The sequence below is a fragment of the Mesorhizobium sp. B2-3-10 genome, from assembly GCF_006442275.1.
Lineage (GTDB): Bacteria > Pseudomonadota > Alphaproteobacteria > Rhizobiales > Rhizobiaceae > Mesorhizobium > Mesorhizobium australicum.
Map to the genome: position 1 here is coordinate 155,425 of NZ_VFVT01000009.1, position 18,170 is coordinate 173,594.

Below are 18,170 nucleotides of genomic sequence, written 5' to 3' on the forward strand. Positions count from 1 at the left end.
CGCCGTGCGCTATGGGATCAGCCGCGCGAATGCGCATTCATCGCGAACGGGTGATCGGACTATCAAGATTGCTCGTTGGGGTGGGTTGAGGTCGATCCGAGAACGTATATTCATAGGCTCGGCGGCGGCCGTCCTGCTCGAATACCCGGATCCAGCGGACCTCGGAAGCACGAAGCGTGATTTCCCGGTTTGTCGCGAGCTTGGCTGCTCGAAACGGAGTTGGTGCGACTACCTTGTGGGTCACCACGACTTGGCCGGCGAAAATCTCCTCGACTTCGTAGCTTGGCACGTCATCCATCCCCTGCGCGATGGCACCAAACCACGATCAAGGCAGAATGTTCCCGCAATGCCTCGGACGGCAGCCGTTTTTAGCCCAAAAAGCGGCGTGCGCGCTCAACTCGACGGCGAGCGGAGAAGCCGACCGGCAGGAGCGCTCAGCTCCTGCCGGAAGCACAACCGCGCGCGTCAAACCACGAAAAAGGAGCTCGCGCCAATTGAGAGATGCGGAGCAACGGTCGCAAACTGCGTCTGAGCATGGCCGCCGATACCGTCACTGTCGAAAGAGAGCGCGCCGGTCGAACTGTTATAGATGATGTGGTCGCTTCCATCATGCGCACCTTTGCCGATGTGGAAGTTCGCGGCCGAAAGGGCGCCCTGCTGGAGTCCGGTGAATACGCTGTGATCAAGTTGGATCTTGTCCTGGGAAACCTTGAAGTCGGTTATCTTGTCGATATTTCCAGAGCCAAGCGCGGTGTTGAACACGAAGACGTCCTTGCCGCCAAAGCCCGTCAGCGTATCGGAACCACCCCCGCCATTGATCTTGTTGGCGCCGGCATTTCCTTGGATCGTCTGGGCAAACTCGTTGCCGGTCAGGTTGATTTGCCCCGTTCCCGAAGCCTGCGTGGTCGCAAGTTTCTCGACGGATGAGCCCGCCGAGAGAGCATAGCTCACCGAGGCGAACACCGCGTCCTTGCCGTTGCCTGGCTGCTCCACCACCTTGTCATGCACATTGTCGACAAAATAGGTGTCGTTGCCGCCATAGCCTTTCATTGTATCGGCGCCGCCTCGACCATCGATCTTGTTGGCGCCGTAATTGCCATTGATCGCCTGGCCGAACTCGTTGCCCGTCAAGTTGATCGTATGTGTGCCGCCCGTCTTGTCGGTCGAGAGTTGCTCGACATGCGAACCAGCAGACAATGCGTAGCTGACCGAGGCGACCACCTTGTCGAAGCCGCCGCCTGATGCCTCCATCACCTTATCATGTGCATTGTTGACATAGTAAACGTCGTCCCCGCTGGTCGAATGAAATACGTCCGCGCCAGGGCCGCCATGGAAGATGTGATGGGTCGACTGCGTGGGATCGGGGACAGTCGGCGTGGTGGGCGTAGGCGTTGTCGGCTCGGAACTCGGAGGCGGTGTCGAAGGACTAGGGCTGGCGAGGTTGTGCTGGCGAAAAACGGCCTGCAACTCAGGGGAGTTCTCCAGGGCGGTGTCGCCATTCTGAGAACCCCAGGCATACGCATAGTCGAAGGCTGGGGACGGAACCAGCTTTGCCCAGTGATCGATCATCGTTTGCATTTGGGTCGACGTTGGCATGACGTGCTTGCCGCCGGTGTCCGTCTGCCAACCGCCGCCGCCAAATGTCTGATATACAGGAACGATCTTGTCAGCCGGAATGCCTGATTTCACGGCCGCTGCCACGGCTCTGTCGATCATGTTGTAGTCGACGCTGCTTATCCCCGTGCGAACCGGGTATGGGTCCAGTCCATAGTAGTCGATCCCGGTGTTGGCGGGATTATAGGTGTTGGAAAAGTCCGGGTTGGTGGACGACCCCATATTCATCATGGTGATGAAGGTCTTGGCGCCCGGGAAGTGGGAATGGATCCAGTCGGATTCAGCCTTCAGATTTGCCGCACTCGCGTAGGTGCCCCATCTGCCGGTAGGATCCGGCTCGTCCATCAGGAAAAATCCAAACACTTTTGGATTGTTGAGGAAGGGCGTGACTTTTTCGATGAACGACGAGGTCACCCCGTCATGAGCGCTTAGATAGACAAGCCCCTTCATTCCGCTGGGCAGCTCATTGACCTGCGAAAGATACTGAACGTCCGCCAGGTTAAATCCGGCGCCCGCAACTTCGGCAGCCGAACCGCCTGATGCATAATGGAGAGTCGCCATGCGTTTTCCTTCTTGTTTGGCAACACCCCGCCCTGGATGGGGGTTAGACCGAAAGCTACATTAGATGAAAATCACATACCAACATCTTTGAACGAAGTTTTTGATCGCTGTGGGGATGGCCACATCAACGGGTCAGTGCAATTTACTGTAAAGTCAGTGGCTTGCAGCGAAATCTGCGGGTTTTCCACTGACGACCGCATGCACAGTTCTCCACTGTTTTCACAGGCACCCCTCTCCCCACCCCGACTCCCGGCCACGATTTCGCTTCATTTTGCATAAAGTTCGCCATATGTTAGCTAGCCATCATGTCCGGGGGGCGCATGTGATATGGTGGAATCAGAAAGGTTACCCATCGGATGAACAAAGAAAGACACGCGACAACGTCGTGTCATAGCAATAAGCTATGAATAAAGAGCCACAAAGCGCCTCTCCGCTACGCTCCGCAATACTAGACTGCCTGCCTGGAATAGCTGGCATCGGACTCTTTTCCGCAATGATAAACATCCTTGCGTTGACCGGATCCGTTTACATGCTGCAGGTCTATGATCGCGTCCTGCCGTCGCAAAGCGTCCCGACCTTGGTCGGGTTCACCATCGGAATGCTGGGCCTCTATGCGGCCTACGGTCTGCTCGATTTCGTGCGGCTTCGTCTACTGGTCCGAATCGCCAGTCGATTCTACTGCAGTTTGCAGCAGAGAACATTCGCAATTTCGTTGCTTCTCCCGCTCAGGGCCGGTCGAGAAGCGGACCGGGTGCTTCCGTTGCGGGACCTCGATCAATTGCGCGGATTCCTTTCGGGAACGGGGCCGACGGTTCTTTTCGACGCGCCGTGGATCCCGTTTTATCTGCTCATTATCTACATGTTGCATCCGTCGCTCGGCGTGCTTGCGACCCTCGGCTCCGTCGCCGTCGTCGTGCTGACCATCGTGGCTGAGATCATCAGCCGCCGCCCTGCGGCGCTGGCGTCCGAAGCGATCCTGACACAGCGCGCGCTTGCTGATTCCGGCCGTCGGAATGCCGAGGTGGTCCACGCGATGGGCCTCTCCGAACGGCTGGCGGGGCGCTGGGGCGAAGTCACTCACGCTTATCTCTCCTATCAGGAGCGGCTCTCCGACATCGTGGGTGGAATCAGCTCGCTGTCGAAGGCGCTTAGGATGGTGCTGCAATCTTCGGTGCTAGGGCTCGGCGCGTATCTCGTCATCGGAGGCGAAGCATCCCCTGGCGTGATCATCGCGTCGTCGATATTGCTGGGTCGCGCCCTAGCCCCGGTCGATGCGGCGATTGCGAACTGGCGGGGTTTCCTGTCCACCCGGCAGAGCTATTCCCAGTTGAAAGCGGCGCTCCGTGCGTTCGAGAGTCCAATCGAATCCATGAAGTTGCCGCCGCCAGAGGCCCGCCTGGCGGTCGATAGTTTGGCGGTAGCGCCTCCGGGTACACCCAGGCCGACGCTCGTCGATGTAAGCTTCCAGCTTTCGAGCGGCGCGGGAATGGCCGTTATCGGCCCAAGCGGCTCGGGAAAGACAACATTGGTGCGCGCGCTGGTGGGAGTTTGGAGCCCTCTGCACGGCACGGTGCGGCTGGACGGGGCCTCTCTCGACCAGTGGGACGCGCAACGGCTCGGCGCCCACATTGGCTATCTGCCGCAGGATGTTGAACTGTTCGACGGGACGGTGGCGGACAATATTTCGAGATTTGGCGGCAAGAGCGACCCCCAGGGCGTGCTCGCCGCGGCGAAAGCCGCGGGCGTCCACTCGATGATCATGCATCTGCCGGCAGGCTTCCAGACGCGCATCGGCGAGGGAGGCAGAGCGCTGTCGGCAGGGCAAAGGCAGCTTATCGGCCTTGCCCGGGCGCTCTACGGCAACCCGTTCCTGGTCGTGCTGGACGAGCCAAACTCAAATCTCGACGTTGAAGGTGACGCCGCCCTGGCCGGAGCCATCATGGCCGTCCGCCAGCGTGGAGGTATCGTGATCGTTGTTGCACACAGGCCATCTGCCCTCACCAACATCGATCAGGTCATGGTCCTGGCGGATGGCAGGCTGCGCACCTTCGGCTCGCGCGAGGAAGTGCTTGCCGGCATGCGGCGGCCGCCCTCGCCTGCCGCGCAACGTCCATCTTCGATCGCGCCCATCCACTCGGGAGTGACCGGACATGCGTGACATCTTGCCCCGCGTGCTTGCGTTCATGCCGACACTTGCCCGGTTCGGAACTCGATACCAGCCCGCCGAAACCGACTTGCCCAAGGTGCCAGACAGCATCCTTGCGCCAGGGACCCTTTGGCCAAGCATGACGCTGGGGCTCGTTGTGACTGGCCTGCTGGTGGTCGGCGGCGGAGCATGGCTTGGCTTGACCAAGATAGCCGGCGCCGTGATCGCGCCCGCCACGGTGGTGGTCGAAAGCAACATCAAGAAGGTCCAGCACCAGACCGGCGGCACGATCGGCGGCATCTTTGCGCAAGACGGCGACCATGTTCGGGCCGGTGACATATTGGTCCGGCTGGACGGCACGCTGCCACGGGCCAATCTGCAGATCATCAGCGAAGATCTTGATCGGACCACGGTGCGGCTTGCGCGACTGGAGGCCGAACGCGGCGGTTTGCGTGAAATGCAGCTTCCAGCCGGCCTTGAGGCCGGGATGCCAAAGCCGGAGCTGGCCGCCCTTGTCAGCGGCGAGCGCGCTCTGTTCGAAACCCGTGCCTCGGCATTGGCCGGGCAGAAGGCGCTCTTGTCGAGCCAAACAAAGCAACTCGAGCGTCAGATCGATGGCCTGAAGGCCCAGCAGGTTGCAGCCGATGAATCAGCGGCGCTGCTGAGCACTGACCTTACGGATGTCGATGCTCTCTATTCGAAGAAACTGGTGTCCAAAGAGAGGATTAGCAACGTCAGGCTGGATGCGACCCGTGCCAAGGGCGAGTCGGGACGACTGGCAGCCGCGGTAGCAGAGGCACAGGCCAAGATCAGCGAGATCGAGTTGCAAATCCTGCAGCTCGACGAGCAACGGCGAAGCGATGTGACCGGTGAACTGCGCGAGACTGAAGCCAAGCGCACCGAACTCAACGAACGCAAGATCGTGGCGCAAGACGAACTGACCAAAACCGAGATCCGCGCTCCGCAATCCGGCACAGTTCAGCAGTCGTCCGTTCACACTGTCGGCGGCGTGGTCGCCCCGGGCGAACTGCTGATGACGATCGTTCCCGAGGCCGACAACCTTGTCGTGGACGCGTTGATCCCTCCTTCCCGCATAGACGACGTCAACCCGGGACAGAGCGTTTCGATCCGGTTTCCAGCTTTCGATGCCGGGACTACCCCTGTTTGCAACGGCTCCGTCAAGTACATCTCGGCGGACCTGATCAAAGATCCGCAACGCCAGCTTTCGTACTTTTCGGCCCGTATTAAGGTCGACAGTCAGTCGGAGTGCTTGAAGGAAGCCAGGCAACTCAGACCGGGCATGCCGGCGGAAGTTCACATCCGCACGGATGAACGCAATGTCTGGTCGTATATGCTGAAACCTCTCACGGACCAGATTTCCAGGGCTTTCCGCTAAGCAGGCCTGGAGTTCGCATGCCGGCAGTCCAGCCCGAGAGCCATGGGCTGGACATATCATGCGTCCGCAGGATGCCGGCTTCACGGCGCAACCTATAATGCCTTCTGATGAAGGTACTGGTCACCGGCGCTGCCGGCTTCATAGGCTATCATGTCGCCAGGCGGCTCCTGGAGCGCGGTGACGAGGTCGTCGGCATCGACAACATCAACGATTACTACGACCCGCAAATCAAGCAGGCGCGGCTGCGGCTCCTGGACGAGGCGAGCCGCAAGACCAATGCCGGCTATCATTTCATCCACGGCGATCTCGCCGACAGGGGCGTGGTCGACGGCTGCTTTGCCGACCATGCGTTCGACCGGGTGATCCATCTCGCCGCCCAGGCCGGCGTGCGCTACAGCCTGGAAAACCCGCGCGCCTATGTCGAGAGCAACATCATCGCCTACACCAACATGCTCGAGGCCTGCCGCGGCAGCCGTGTCGGGCACCTGACCTATGCCAGCACCTCGAGCGTCTACGGTGCCAACACCGACATGCCGTTTTCCGAGCATCGGCCGGCCGACCATCCGCTGCAGTTCTACGCCGCCACCAAGCGTGCCAACGAACTGATGGCGCACAGCTACAGCCACCTGTTCGGCCTGCCGACCACGGGGCTGCGCTTCTTCACCGTGTACGGCCCCTGGGGACGCCCTGACATGGCGCTGTTCCTGTTCACCAGGAGCATCCTGGCCGGTGAGCCGATCAAGCTATTCAACAACGGCAACCACACGCGCGACTTCACCTATGTCGAGGACATCGCCGAGGGCGTGATCCGTGCCAGCGACAGCCCCGCCGCAGCCAACCCGACCTGGGATTCCGGCCGTCCGGACCCGGCGACCAGCAGCGCGCCCTGGCGCATCTTCAACATCGGCAACAACAACCCGGTGAAGCTGACCGCCTATGTCGAGGCGCTGGAAAACGCGCTCGGCCGCAAGGCGGTGATCGAGCTGCTGCCGCTGCAGGCCGGCGACGTGCCCGACACCTTCGCCGACACTTCGGCGCTGCAGGCGGCGGTCGGCTATCGCCCCCGCACCTCCGTCACCGAGGGGGTGGGGCGGTTCGTCGAGTGGTACCAGGATTTCTACAGCTGACGGGTCGGGTTCGCGAGGCCCGGGCCGCAGCCGACGGTTTAAGAGCGGGGCGTGGTTTTGCGGGTCGAGCCATCACTTACTGATGCGCCGGAACACCGCGAAAGTTGCGGTGCGCGAGAGCAAGGGGCGCAGCATCGAAGGCGATGCAATCAGGAAAGGACCCGCTATTGGAAAAACCTTCTCCAATAGTTTCGACCGGTTATGGGGAGAGTGCTAGTGGTACCGTTGGCTGGGATCGAACCAGCGACCTCCGGATCCACAATCCGGCGCTCTAACCATCTGAGCTACAACGGCACGTCTTAACGTTGGTAGCAGGATCGGGGTGGAAGGTTCACTCTCCGCGATCCGCTCTTTCGTTCGGCGATGCGTCCTTACGGGCTTATGAATTCTAATTCAAGGCTTTTGCAAAGCAAAGGCCACTTCCCTACAGCGGCGCCCCTTTCGCCGGGCAAAGAAAAAGGCCGGCGGGAGGAGGTGCCGGCCTTTTCCTGTTACGAGCCAGCGGGAGGAGGTGCTGGCTGGTCACCCCGAAGAGCAGAGGGAGGAGGTTCCACTCGCCGGGCATTCGCTCGGTCGCCACTATCTCACATCTATTTGTCCGACAAAATGCGACCTTTTGTTGCATCCGCGGACGATGCGCACTTGTTAGGCGGCCTTGATTTCCTTGATCGCCTTCTCGAAGGCGGTCTTGATCGGCTTCGAGACGTCCTCGGCCGCCTTGGAGGCAACGGCCTGGAAGTCCTTGGCCTGCTCGACGGTCAGTTCGACGCGCTTACGCAGGAACGCGGTCTGCAACTCGATGACTTCCGACAGCGACTTCGCGCCGATCAGGGCTTCGAGATGCGAGAAGCCGGCCTCGGCGTTGGCGCGCAGCGCGGTGATGGTCTTGAGCGACAGGTCGCTGGAAACAGCCTTGGCGGTTTCGTAGGTCGACTCCAGGGCCTTCTGGGTTTCCTCGGCACCGGTCTTGAGCTTGGCGTAGGCCTCCTTCGACTGCTCAACGCCCTTTTCGGCGAAAGCGCGCATCTGGTCGGTGGCCTTGGAAGCGTCGAAGCTCGGGAATTCAACGTTTTCGATCGTCTCGGCGGTCTTGGTCCTGGACATTTTCCATCCTTTTCAGCGGCAGCGGCTTTGACAGAAAGCCGTCTCGTTCATGTATGATGGCAATATAAAGGCAAATCTTGTGCATTGCAATATCTTTGTTGCAGTGCACAAAAAAATGTTTTCGGCCGTTAACCAAACGGCCAAAATTCAGCCTTTGCACGTTCTGGCTTGTGGACCTTCGTGGCTGCGGCTTTTATTAACAAAGCGTTAACTGCAAATTCGCCGCTCCGTGAGGGTTCGCCAAGCGCATGCCGTCCGAATATTCCTTCCTCGACGTCGCCGTGCTTGACGCGGTCCGCCAGCGGTTTGCCGCCGGCGACGCAATCGCGATCCTGTCGGTGGACCTCGAGCAGGTGATCTGGGCCAACGGGCCGGGCGCCGCCATGTTCGGCTATCCCGACATCGAAGCGATCATTGGGGCCTCGGCGCGGCTGCCGCTGGTCGCACGCCGCCAGATCATGGCGACCAGCGGTTTTCCCCAGATCGGCGTCGATCGATCGATTACCGTGCGCCTGGCGACCGGCATGACCAGTCGCGCCGTCGGCTTTCTTGCCAGTGCCGTGACGCTACCCGACGGCGAGAATGCCATCATGCTGGCGGTGCCGGCCGCGCAGACCGGCTCGCGCAGTGCCGCCGAGATCGCCGGCCGGGCAATCAGCGGCTTTACCGAAGACGGCCATTTCATCGCCTTCATCGATGCCAAGGGCAATGTCGAGGCCGCCTCGGAGGGATTTTCGGCGCTCGGCATCCAGCCCGCGACACTGGCGGCCCTGGTGGCAGACGTCGCGGCCGAGGGCGAGCGCATCGTCAAGCGCCTCGTTCCGGGCGGCAGGACCTCCTACCCCGCCGGTCTCGCCCGGCTGACGCCGGAGCGGCATCTGCTGGTGGTGATAGACGAGGACCAACTCGAGGACAGCGCGGCTCCGGCAGACGGTTCGCCCGCGACCACGGAAAGCCCTGCCGAGGAGGTTGGCGTTCGGATGGTGGGAACCGCCGCGACAGAGGCGAGCGAGCAGTTGCCCGTCGCTGCCGCGACCGAGCACGAACACGTCCCTTCCGAACCCATGGCTGGCGAGATGCCGGAGCCGACAGCGCGGGAAATCGAGGAGCCGGCCGGGCCGACACCCGCTGCCGCCGACAATGATCAGCCGGCGGCCGGCACGCCGGGGCAGCACGATCATTGGTATTTCAATGCCGGAGAAGACGACGCGCCAGCCGCGCCGGAACCGAAACGCGTGGCAGAGGCGGTCGGCACCGAAGCTGCGGCGCACAGCGTAAAGCAAGACGAGGCCACCTCGCCCGTAGCCCCGACCGCGACCGTGGTCACCCGGACGATAGACCGCTCGGCCGCACCGCTGCGTTTTGTCTGGCGGACCGACGCCGAGGGTAAGTTCAGCGCCCTGTCGCCGGAATTCGCCGATATCGTCGGCCATCCGGCCGCCGACGTGATCGGCCGGCGCTTCCGAGATGTGGCGGCGGCCTTCGGCCTTGATGCATCCGGCGAGATCTCCGGCCTGCTGGAGCGGCGCGACACCTGGTCCGGCCGCTCGGTGCTGTGGCCGGTCGTCGGTACCGACCTGAAGATCCCTGTCGACCTGGCGGCATTGCCTGTCTATGGGCGCGGCCGCGCCTTCGAAGGCTTTCGCGGCTTCGGCGTCGCGCGAAGCGGGGATGCGGTCGTCGATCCGGAAGCGATCGGCATGGCCCTGGTGCCCAATGGCGAGATGCCGGCGGCACCCAAGCCGAAAACCGTGGAGACAATGCCGGAAGACCCAAAGGCCGAAGAACCAAAAGCATCGGATCCGTTCAAGGGCGAAGTGCCGGCGCTGACCATCGTCCCGAAACCGGAGCGGCGCTTTGCCGACAAGGTCATCCGGTTGGCCGAACACCGGCAGCCGGCCAACGACAAGGGGCTGTCCTCGCTGGAACGCAGCGCATTCCGCGAGATCGGCGAGCGGCTGAAAAGAGATAGTTCCACGGCAGAGCCGCCGGCGGGAGCCGAGCGGGCAAGGCAGGCGGAACAAGGTGCCGGAGCAGGGTCTTTGCCCGCGCCGCTCGACGCGGCCAAGCCGGAGGCCGATGCGAAGCCGCGGGCGGATATCGCCAACCCGAATGCCGGACCAGCAGGCTCGAGCCAGGAACCGGCGAGCGGCCCGGCGCATGAGATACCAGCGCCCGATGCGGAAGACGAGCCGGATGCGGGCGAATTTTCCCCAAGCGATGCCGAGGATCAGAGGGATCTGGCGCGGCTCGACGGTGCGCAACCGGACCAGGCCGAACAACAGGCGCCGGCCTCCGGATCCCCGCCGCCGGAGGCCTCGGGCTCCCTGCTCGACTATGCCGCCCACGATAGCGACAAAGAGGCGACGACGGCCGAGGATGGCGAGGCTGCGGCGCAGGCAGAACCTGCCCAGGCACCGGCCGATGACGACAGCATGACGTCAGACGATTTTCGCGACGCCGAGGATGACGAGGATTGGGCCGGCGACGCAGCAACTGCATCCGGCGATCAAGCGATTGCGGCCACCGGCGGAACCGGCGGCACGCATCACGCGGCCGAGACGCTCATCCAGCCGCCACGGCTGCAGGTACCGCCGCTCAAGACCGAAGGGTTCATGCCGTCGGCTTTTTCCGTCGGCACAGAAAACAAGACGCCGGATACATCGCTGCTCGGCAAGCTGCCGGTGCCGCTGATCATCCATTCAGGCGACCAGTTGCACTATGCCAACGAGGAATTCCTCGACCTGACCAGGTACGCGACGCTGGAGGACCTCGAGGATGCGGGCGGCCTCGGCGCTTTGTTTGCCGATCCCTATGCCGATGACGGCGCCTCCGACGGCAGCGACCGGGCGCTGCGGCTGAAGACGCGCGACGGGCAGGAATTCCCGATCGACGCCATCCTGCGCTCCGTGCCCTGGCGCGACGGCAAGGCCCTGATGCTGGTCGTTCGCCGTTCCGGCGAGGATGATGCGCCCGCGGCAGCGCATGCGATCGGCGAGGAGCCGACGCAGCCCGACATTTCCGAGCTCAAGGCACGCATCGCAGAGATGCGCACCATCATCGACACAGCTACCGACGGGGTCGTGCTGATCGGCAGCGACGGCACCATCCGTTCGATCAGCCGCCCGGCCGAGGCGCTGTTCGGTTTCGACAGCGACGAGGTGACCGGCAAGCCCTTCGCCTCGCTGTTTGCCATCGAGAGCCAGCGCGCGGCGCGCGACTATCTCACCGGCCTGTCGGAGCCTGGTGTGGCGAGCGTCTTGAATGACGGCCGCGAGGTGATCGGCCGCGAAGCACAGGGACGCTTCATCCCGCTGTTCATGACCATCGGCCGGTTGCCCAACGACAGCGGCTTCTGTGCCGTGGTGCGCGACATCACGCAGTGGAAGCGAGCCGAAGAGGATCTCACCCAGGCGCGCGCGGTGGCCGAACGCGCCTCCTCGCAGAAGACAGATTTCCTCGCCCGCATCAGCCATGAGATCCGCACGCCGCTCAACGCCATCATCGGCTTTTCCGAACTGATGGTCGACGAGAAGTTCGGGCCGGTGGCCAATGACCGCTACCGCGATTATCTGCGCGACATCAACCGCTCGGGCAACCACGTGCTCGACCTGGTCAACGACCTCCTGGATATCTCGAAGATCGAGGCCGGCCAGCAGGAAATGGCTTATGAGGCGGTGTCGCTCAACGATACGCTGGCCGAAACCGTGGCGATGATGCAGCCCCAGGCCAACCGCGAACGCGTCATCATCCGTTCCAGCTTCGCCTCGCGGCTGCCGGAAGTGGTGGCCGACCTGCGCAGCGTGCGCCAGATCGCGCTCAACATCCTGTCCAACGCCGTGCGCTATACCCAGGCCGGCGGCCAGGTGATCGTCTCGACCGCCTACGAGACCTCGGGCGACGTCGTCATGCGGGTCCGTGACACCGGCATCGGCATGAGCCAGGCCGAGATCGAGCAGGCGCTGAAGCCGTTCAAGCAGATCAATGCGCTGAAGCGTGGGCGCGGCGACGGCACCGGCCTTGGCCTGCCGCTGACCAAGGCGATGGTGGAAGCCAACCGCGCCCGCTTCACCATCAATTCGACGCCCGGCGAAGGCACGCTGGTCGAGGTTGCGTTCCCCTCGACCCGGGTGCTCGCGGAATAGCAAGCCAAGAAAAAAGGCGCCCGGTAAGGACGCCTTAGGAAATTGGATTGCTGTCACAACGGGGCTTGAGCTGAATTCAGATCCTCGGGGCTGAGGAACGGGATTTCTCCCTCAAGTTACGTGCGACTATCGACGCCGGGCCTTAACAAGTCCTTACCGGGTCGCCAAAAAATTTACGAATGTGTACCACTCGTGAAATCTAGGTAAATTCGGGCGACATATTTCGTTAACCATGCCGGTCGCGTTCACTGCGCGAGCTGCGGCAAGTCGCGGAACAGCTCCAGCGCTTCCGGGTTGGCCAGCGCTTCCTTGTTCTTGATGGCGCGGCCGTGGACCACGTCGCGCACCGCAAGCTCGGTGATCTTGCCCGACTTGGTGCGGGGGATGTCGGAGACGGCGACGATCCTGGCCGGAACATGGCGTGGGCTGGCGCCGCCGCGGATCTTGGCCCGGATGCGCTTTTCGAGATCGTCGTCGAGCTTGACGCCGGCGGCAAGCCGCACGAACAGCACGACGCGCACATCATTGTCGAAATCCTGGCCGATGCACAGCGCCTCCAGGATTTCCGGCATCTGCTCGACCTGGTTGTAGATCTCGGCCGTGCCGATGCGCACGCCGCCGGGGTTGAGCGTCGCGTCGGAGCGGCCATGGATGACCATGCCGCCATGATCGGTCCATTCGGCGAAATCGCCATGGCACCAGACATTGTCGAAACGCTCGAAATAGGCCGCCTGGTATTTCCTGCCGTCGGGATCGTTCCAGAAGCCGATCGGCATGGACGGGAAAGCCCTGGTGCACACCAGCTCTCCCTTCTCCTGCCGGACCGGCTTGCCGTCATCGTCCCAGACGTCGACGGCGAGGCCGAGGCCCGGCCCCTGGATCTCGCCGGTCCAGACCGGCTGGGTCGGCACGCCGAGCACGAAGCACGAGACGATATCGGTGCCCCCGGACACCGAGGCAAGGTGCACGTCCTTCTTGATGCCATCATAGACGAAGCGGAAATCCTCGGGCGAAAGCGGCGATCCGGTGGAGGATATGGCGCGTATCGTCGACAGATCATGGCTGCGGATCGGCTTGAGGCCGGCCTTGCGCACTGAATCGATGAACTTGGCCGAGGTGCCGAAAAAGGTCATCTTCTCAGCGTCGGCGAAATCGAACAGCACATTGCCGTCGGGATAGAAGGGAGAACCGTCGTAGAGCAGCAACGTGGCGCCGGAAGCGAGGCCCGAAACCAGCCAGTTCCACATCATCCAGCCGCAGGTGGTGAAATAGAAGAAGCGGTCGCCATCGCCGAGGCCGGCATGCAACCGGTGTTCCTTGACATGCTGAATGAGCGTGCCGCCGGCCGAATGGACGATGCATTTGGGAACGCCGGTGGTACCGGACGAAAACAGGATGTAGAGCGGATGCGAAAACGGCAGCCGCTCGAAGGTGACGGGCCTGACGGCAAAGGGCGACAGGGCCTCTTCCATCGCCACTGCCTTGTCGATGGTATCAGCCACGTCGGCGGAGGTGCCAAGATAGTCGACGAGCAGGACTTTGCGGACGCCGCCGAGCCTGGCCGCGACCGCCTTGACCTTGTCGGCGACCTCGATCGCCTTGCCATTATACCAATAGCCGTCCGGCGCGATGAAGATGACGGGCTCGATCTGGCCGAACCTATCGAGCACGCCCTGCTCGCCGAAATCGGGAGAACAGGATGACCACACCGCCCCGATGGAGGCCGCCGCCAGCATGGCGGCGACGGCTTCGGGCATGTTGGGCATCATCGCCGCTATACGGTCACCCTTCTTCACCTTGAGCGCCAGGAAAAGCTGCTGCAGGCGCGAGACCAGGCCATGCAGTTCATTCCACGACAGCCGCCTCTCGACCTTGTCCTCGCCGCGAAAGACGATGGCCTCGCCAGCGCCGGTCTTTTTCAGAAGGTTTTCGGCGAAATTCAAAGATGCGTCCGGAAAGAAAGAGGCGCCGGGCATCTTCTCGCCGTCGAGCAGCAGTCGTTCACCCTTGTCGCCTTCAAGACCGCAGAAATCCCAGACGAGACCCCAGAACGCCTCCCGGTTCTCGACCGACCAGAGGTGGAGGTCGGCATAGGACGAGAATGGACTGCCGGTACTCGCTGCCGCGGCCTTCATGAAAGCGGTCAATGGCGAGGCATCAATCTGGTCTTGCGTCGGGGTCCAGAGCGGTAGTTCGCCAGCCATGATCGATCCTCCCACGGTCGCCATCGCTTATGCATATCGCTGCGCGGCAGAGCAAGATTTTGTTGGGCCGATGCGGTCAGGTGTGCGCAAATGCCATCGCCGGGCCATAAAGACTTGAAATGCGTCGGCCCTAAGTCGTAGTGACGACAGGGGTTATACCCGTCGGACGCTCGTTTTTGTCGGAATGGAAGCATACGGGGCTATATGCCATCATCCTTGATCCGCCGCGGAGTATGGGCGATCGGCGCTGCCGCGATCGTCATCGCTCTGGTGGTCGCGGCCCTGCCGCTGATCGCCTCGACGCGGATCGTGCGTGACCGCATCGCGTGGGAATTGAGCGCCTGGAGTGGCTTTCGGGTTGCCATCGAGGGGTCGCCACGAATCGAGGTCTGGCCGAATTTCCGCGCGATCCTGACCGATGTGACGCTGTCAAAATGGACCGACGGCGATGCGCCGCCGGTCGTCGAAGCCGAACGGGTCGAGGTCGACCTCTCGGCCATGGCGGCATTGCAGGGCGATGTGGTGTTTTCCACGGCACGGCTGGTGCGGCCGACGATCCGGGTCCAGCGCACGGCGGACGGTCTGTTCCTGCCCACGGCGCCGACCGGCGGGCGCATCGCGCGCTCCATCGATGCGGCCCGTGGCCTGGTCAACGCCGACCCCGCCAAGCCCGACCTCGACAAGCTGCCGGCCGACACGTTCGGCACTGTGGAGTTCAGGGACGGCCGCATGGTGGCGTCCGTCAACGGCAAGGATGAAGAGATCCTGAGCAGTCTTAGCGGCCAGGCCAACTGGGCGGCGATGAACAGCAATGCAACACTGTCCGCGACCGGGATCTGGCGTGGCGAAAGCGTGACCGTGGATGCTGCCTCGCCGAGGCCGCTGGTGCTGTTTGCCGGGGGCATGGCGCCGCTGACCCTGTCCTTCAAGGCGGCGCCGGCCACCTTTTCCTTCGACGGCACGGCCAGCATGTCCGAAAACGCCTATTTCGACGGCCAGGTAAAATTCGCGGCTCCTTCGCTGCGCCGCGTACTGGAATGGTCGCAGGCCGGCATCGCGCCGAGCGCCGCGATCGGCTCGGTCAGCATTTCCAGCAAGGTCACGGCATCGGCCGGACGCGTCAAGTTCGAGAACACGGCGCTGGCGCTGGACAACAATCCGGGCATGGGTGCGCTGGACGTGTCGCTTGGCGAGGCACAGCCGGTGATCTCGGGCACACTTGCCTTCGACACGCTCGACCTCAGGTCGTTTCTATCCGCCTTCACGTCGCTGGGACCGGCGAGCAGCGGCGAACCAGGTCAGATCGACACGAGTTTCGCCGACCGGGTCAACCTCGATCTCAGGCTGTCGGCGGCGCATGCGACCGCAGGGAGCATCCAGCTTGCCGATGTCGCGGCCACCGCGCAGGTCAAGGATGGCCTTTCCGTCTTCGACATCTCCGACGCCTCCGCCTTCGGCGGCAACATCCAGACCAGCCTTCGTTTCGACCGCAAGCCCGAGGGCACCCAGGTCGAGATCCGGCTGCTGGCCTCCGATGTCGATGGCGGGGCGTTCGGCACCGCGGCCGGGATGACCCGGCTGGTGCCGGTCGGCACGGGCACCGTCTCGGTCATCCTCAAGGGACCAGGAAGGACCTGGGATTCGGTTTTTGAGAACGCCGACGGCTCTGTCTCGGCGACCTTTGGCCCTGGCGCGCTCAGCAAGTTCAACCTGCCGGCCTTTCTCAAGCATACCGAACAAGGCGGCTTCTTCGCGCTCGACGATGTCTCGGACGGGACGCTGCCCATCGATGGCGCCGAAGTGAAGGCAACCATTTCGCGAGGCGTGGCCAGACTGGACAAGGCCGAGGCCAATTCGGCGAAATACAAGATCTGGCTTTCCGGCATCGCATCCTACGCAGGACGCGGACTGGCGCTGTCGGGCGGTGTCATCCAGCCGGATCAGCCAGCAACGCAGAAGAGCGGCCAGCAGGGGCCCAACCAGTCGTCGTTTTTCGTCGGCGGAACCTGGAGCACGCCGTTCATTTCACCCATCAGCCGCGGCGTTTCGGGCGAATAAGGCCTGGCCCCTCAGTTGAAACGCTTCTAACCGCGTTGCGCGGCCCGCTCGTCAAGCTGCCGCTGCACCTCGCGCCGCTTATTGGCGACGGAAGCGATGATGACGCCAACCGTGACGATCGCGATCAGAAGGGTGCAGGCGGCATTGATCTCCGGCGTCACACCGAGGCGGACCTGGCTGTATATCTTCATCGGCAGCGTGGTGGCGCCAGGGCCCGAAGCAAAGCTGGCGATGACCAGGTCGTCCAGTGACAGCGTGAAGGCCAGCATCCAGCCGGACACGATCGCCGGCAGAATGACTGGCAGGGTGATCTGGAAAAAGGTCTTCACAGGCGGCGCGCCGAGATCCATGGCGGCTTCTTCCAGTGAGCGATCGAAGCTGACAAGCCGCGACTGCACGACAACAGCGACAAAGCACATCGTGAAGGTGATATGCGCGAGGATCACGGTCGTCATGCCGCGATCCATGCCGATTGCGACAAACAGCAGGAGCAGCGACAGGCCGGTAATGACATCAGGCATGACCAATGGTGCGAAGATCATGCCGGAGAACAGGACCCTGCCCCGGAAGCGTGTGTAGCGGGTCAGCGCCAGGGCCCCCATTGTGCCGAGAACGGTGGCCACGGTCGCTGAAATCAGACCGACGCGGATGGTCACCCATGCGGCGTCCATCAGACCCTGATTGTGGAACAGCGATACGTACCATTTGGTGGAAAAGCCGCCCCAGACGGTGACGAGCTTGGACTCGTTGAAGGAGAAGACGACGAGCAGCACGATCGGCAAATAGAGAAAGGCAAAACCGAGCGTGATCGAGGTGATGTTGAAGCGGCTCCAGGTGGTGTTCATTTGTCCTGCTCCTGCGCGCGGGCCTGGGCATGCTGGAACAACACGATCGGTACGATCAGCAGCAGCAGCAGGATGACGGCAACGGCCGACGACACCGGCCAGTCACGATTGGCGAAAAACTCGTTCCACAGCGTCTTGCCGATCATCAGCGTCTGCGAGCCGCCGAGCAAATCGGGGATGACGAACTCGCCGACGGCCGGGATGAACACCAGCAGGCAGCCGGCTATGACGCCGGGCAACGACAGCGGAAAAGTGATCTTCCAGAAGGCTGACGTCGGCGGGCAGCCGAGGTCCTTGGCTGCCTCGATCAGCGAATAGTCCATTTTTTCCAGCGACGAATAAAGCGGCAGCACCATGAACGGCAGGTAGGAATAGACGATGCCGATGAAGATGGCCGTGTAGGTGTTGAGGATCACCAGCGGCTGGTTGACGATGTGCAGCGACAAGAGCAGCTGGTTGAGCAGGCCCTCGGGCTTGAGGATGCCGATCCAGGCATAGACGCGGATCAGGAACGACGTCCAGAACGGCAGGATGACCAGCATCAGCAATGTCGGGCGGATTGTCGCCGGAGCGCGGGCCATGCCATAGGCGATGGGATAGCCAACCAGCAGGGTCAGCACCGTCGAGATGGCAGCGATGACGACGCTGGTGAGATAGGCCTTGAAATAGAGTGCGTCCTGCGTCAGCCAGACATAATTGTCGAAGTTGAGGTCGCGAAAGCCGGCGAAGAAACCGGAAACGCCGTCCCTGAAATCGAGCACCGGCGTATAGGGTGGCATGGCGATAGCCGTTTGCGACAACGAGATCTTGAAGACGATGACAAAGGGGACAAGAAAGAAGAACAGCAGCCAGAGATAGGGAACGATGATGACGAGCCGGCTGACGAAGCCGGCACCGAGCCGCGTCAGGAACGGATTGGCGGCGGTCGGTGGCGCGGCGGCATCCGTAACGGCGATGTTGGACATGGCCG

At 62.5% G+C, this 18,170-nt stretch carries 11 protein-coding genes and 1 tRNA gene; 5 read left to right on the top strand and 7 right to left on the bottom strand.

From position 1 onward, the window contains the following. Positions 1-37: 37 nt before the first annotated feature. Together FJ943_RS24760 and FJ943_RS24765 are read right to left on the bottom strand one after the other, a co-directional pair. Entirely contained in the window at positions 38-289 is a 252-nt protein-coding gene (locus tag FJ943_RS24760) for a hypothetical protein (RefSeq protein WP_140660803.1), read from the bottom strand. Positions 290-465: 176 nt separating this feature from the next. Then, on the bottom strand, positions 466-2,175 hold the full coding sequence (locus FJ943_RS24765; protein WP_140715624.1) for a calcium-binding protein: 1,710 nt from the start codon (positions 2,173-2,175) through the stop codon (positions 466-468). Positions 2,176-2,578: 403 nt separating this feature from the next. On the opposite strand from FJ943_RS24765, the gene FJ943_RS24770 reads away from it, so the two are divergent. The 3 genes from FJ943_RS24770 (at position 2,579) to FJ943_RS24780 (ending at position 6,844) form a co-directional block, all read left to right on the top strand. Continuing rightward, positions 2,579-4,333 carry a type I secretion system permease/ATPase gene (locus FJ943_RS24770; RefSeq protein WP_140725778.1) on the top strand — a complete coding sequence of 585 codons (1,755 nt, stop codon included), beginning with the start codon at positions 2,579-2,581 and terminating at the stop codon, positions 4,331-4,333. After that, positions 4,326-5,717 carry an HlyD family type I secretion periplasmic adaptor subunit gene (locus FJ943_RS24775; RefSeq protein ID WP_140725781.1) on the top strand — a complete coding sequence of 464 codons (1,392 nt, stop codon included), beginning with the start codon at positions 4,326-4,328 and terminating at the stop codon, positions 5,715-5,717. Before FJ943_RS24770 ends, FJ943_RS24775 begins: the two co-directional genes overlap by 8 nt. Positions 5,718-5,824: 107 nt before the next feature. Further along, on the top strand, positions 5,825-6,844 hold the full coding sequence (locus FJ943_RS24780; protein WP_140725783.1) for an NAD-dependent epimerase: 1,020 nt from the start codon (positions 5,825-5,827) through the stop codon (positions 6,842-6,844). 217 nt (positions 6,845-7,061) lie between these two features. Here the strand turns inward: FJ943_RS24780 and FJ943_RS24785 are convergent. Together FJ943_RS24785 and FJ943_RS24790 are read right to left on the bottom strand one after the other, a co-directional pair. After that, positions 7,062-7,138: transfer RNA gene (locus tag FJ943_RS24785), tRNA-His, on the bottom strand. Positions 7,139-7,489: 351 nt separating this feature from the next. Further along, on the bottom strand, positions 7,490-7,948 hold the full coding sequence (locus tag FJ943_RS24790) for a phasin (protein WP_015316319.1): 459 nt from the start codon (positions 7,946-7,948) through the stop codon (positions 7,490-7,492). Positions 7,949-8,196: 248 nt separating this feature from the next. On the opposite strand from FJ943_RS24790, the gene FJ943_RS24795 reads away from it, so the two are divergent. Beyond that, the gene (locus tag FJ943_RS24795) at positions 8,197-12,093 is read left to right on the top strand and encodes a PAS domain S-box protein (protein WP_140725786.1); all 3,897 of its coding nucleotides are present in this window, start codon (positions 8,197-8,199) and stop codon (positions 12,091-12,093) included. A gap of 245 nt (positions 12,094-12,338) precedes the next feature. Here FJ943_RS24795 and FJ943_RS24800 read toward each other — a convergent pair whose 3' ends face one another. Beyond that, the gene (locus FJ943_RS24800) at positions 12,339-14,297 is read right to left on the bottom strand and encodes an acetoacetate--CoA ligase (protein WP_140725789.1); all 1,959 of its coding nucleotides are present in this window, start codon (positions 14,295-14,297) and stop codon (positions 12,339-12,341) included. 204 nt (positions 14,298-14,501) lie between these two features. Here FJ943_RS24800 and FJ943_RS24805 point away from each other — a divergent pair, with 204 nt between their 5' ends. Beyond that, positions 14,502-16,355: an AsmA family protein gene (locus FJ943_RS24805; protein WP_140614648.1), complete on the top strand. Its 1,854-nt coding sequence runs from the start codon at positions 14,502-14,504 to the stop codon at positions 16,353-16,355. Positions 16,356-16,381: 26 nt separating this feature from the next. On the opposite strand, the gene FJ943_RS24810 is transcribed toward FJ943_RS24805, so the two are convergent. Together FJ943_RS24810 and FJ943_RS24815 are read right to left on the bottom strand one after the other, a co-directional pair. Continuing rightward, positions 16,382-17,200, bottom strand: coding sequence for an ABC transporter permease subunit (locus tag FJ943_RS24810; protein ID WP_015316315.1), 819 nt, complete (start codon positions 17,198-17,200; stop codon positions 16,382-16,384). Then, positions 17,197-18,165, bottom strand: coding sequence for an ABC transporter permease subunit (locus tag FJ943_RS24815; RefSeq protein ID WP_140725792.1), 969 nt, complete (start codon positions 18,163-18,165; stop codon positions 17,197-17,199). Before FJ943_RS24815 ends, FJ943_RS24810 begins: the two co-directional genes overlap by 4 nt. Positions 18,166-18,170 lie beyond the last annotated feature (5 nt).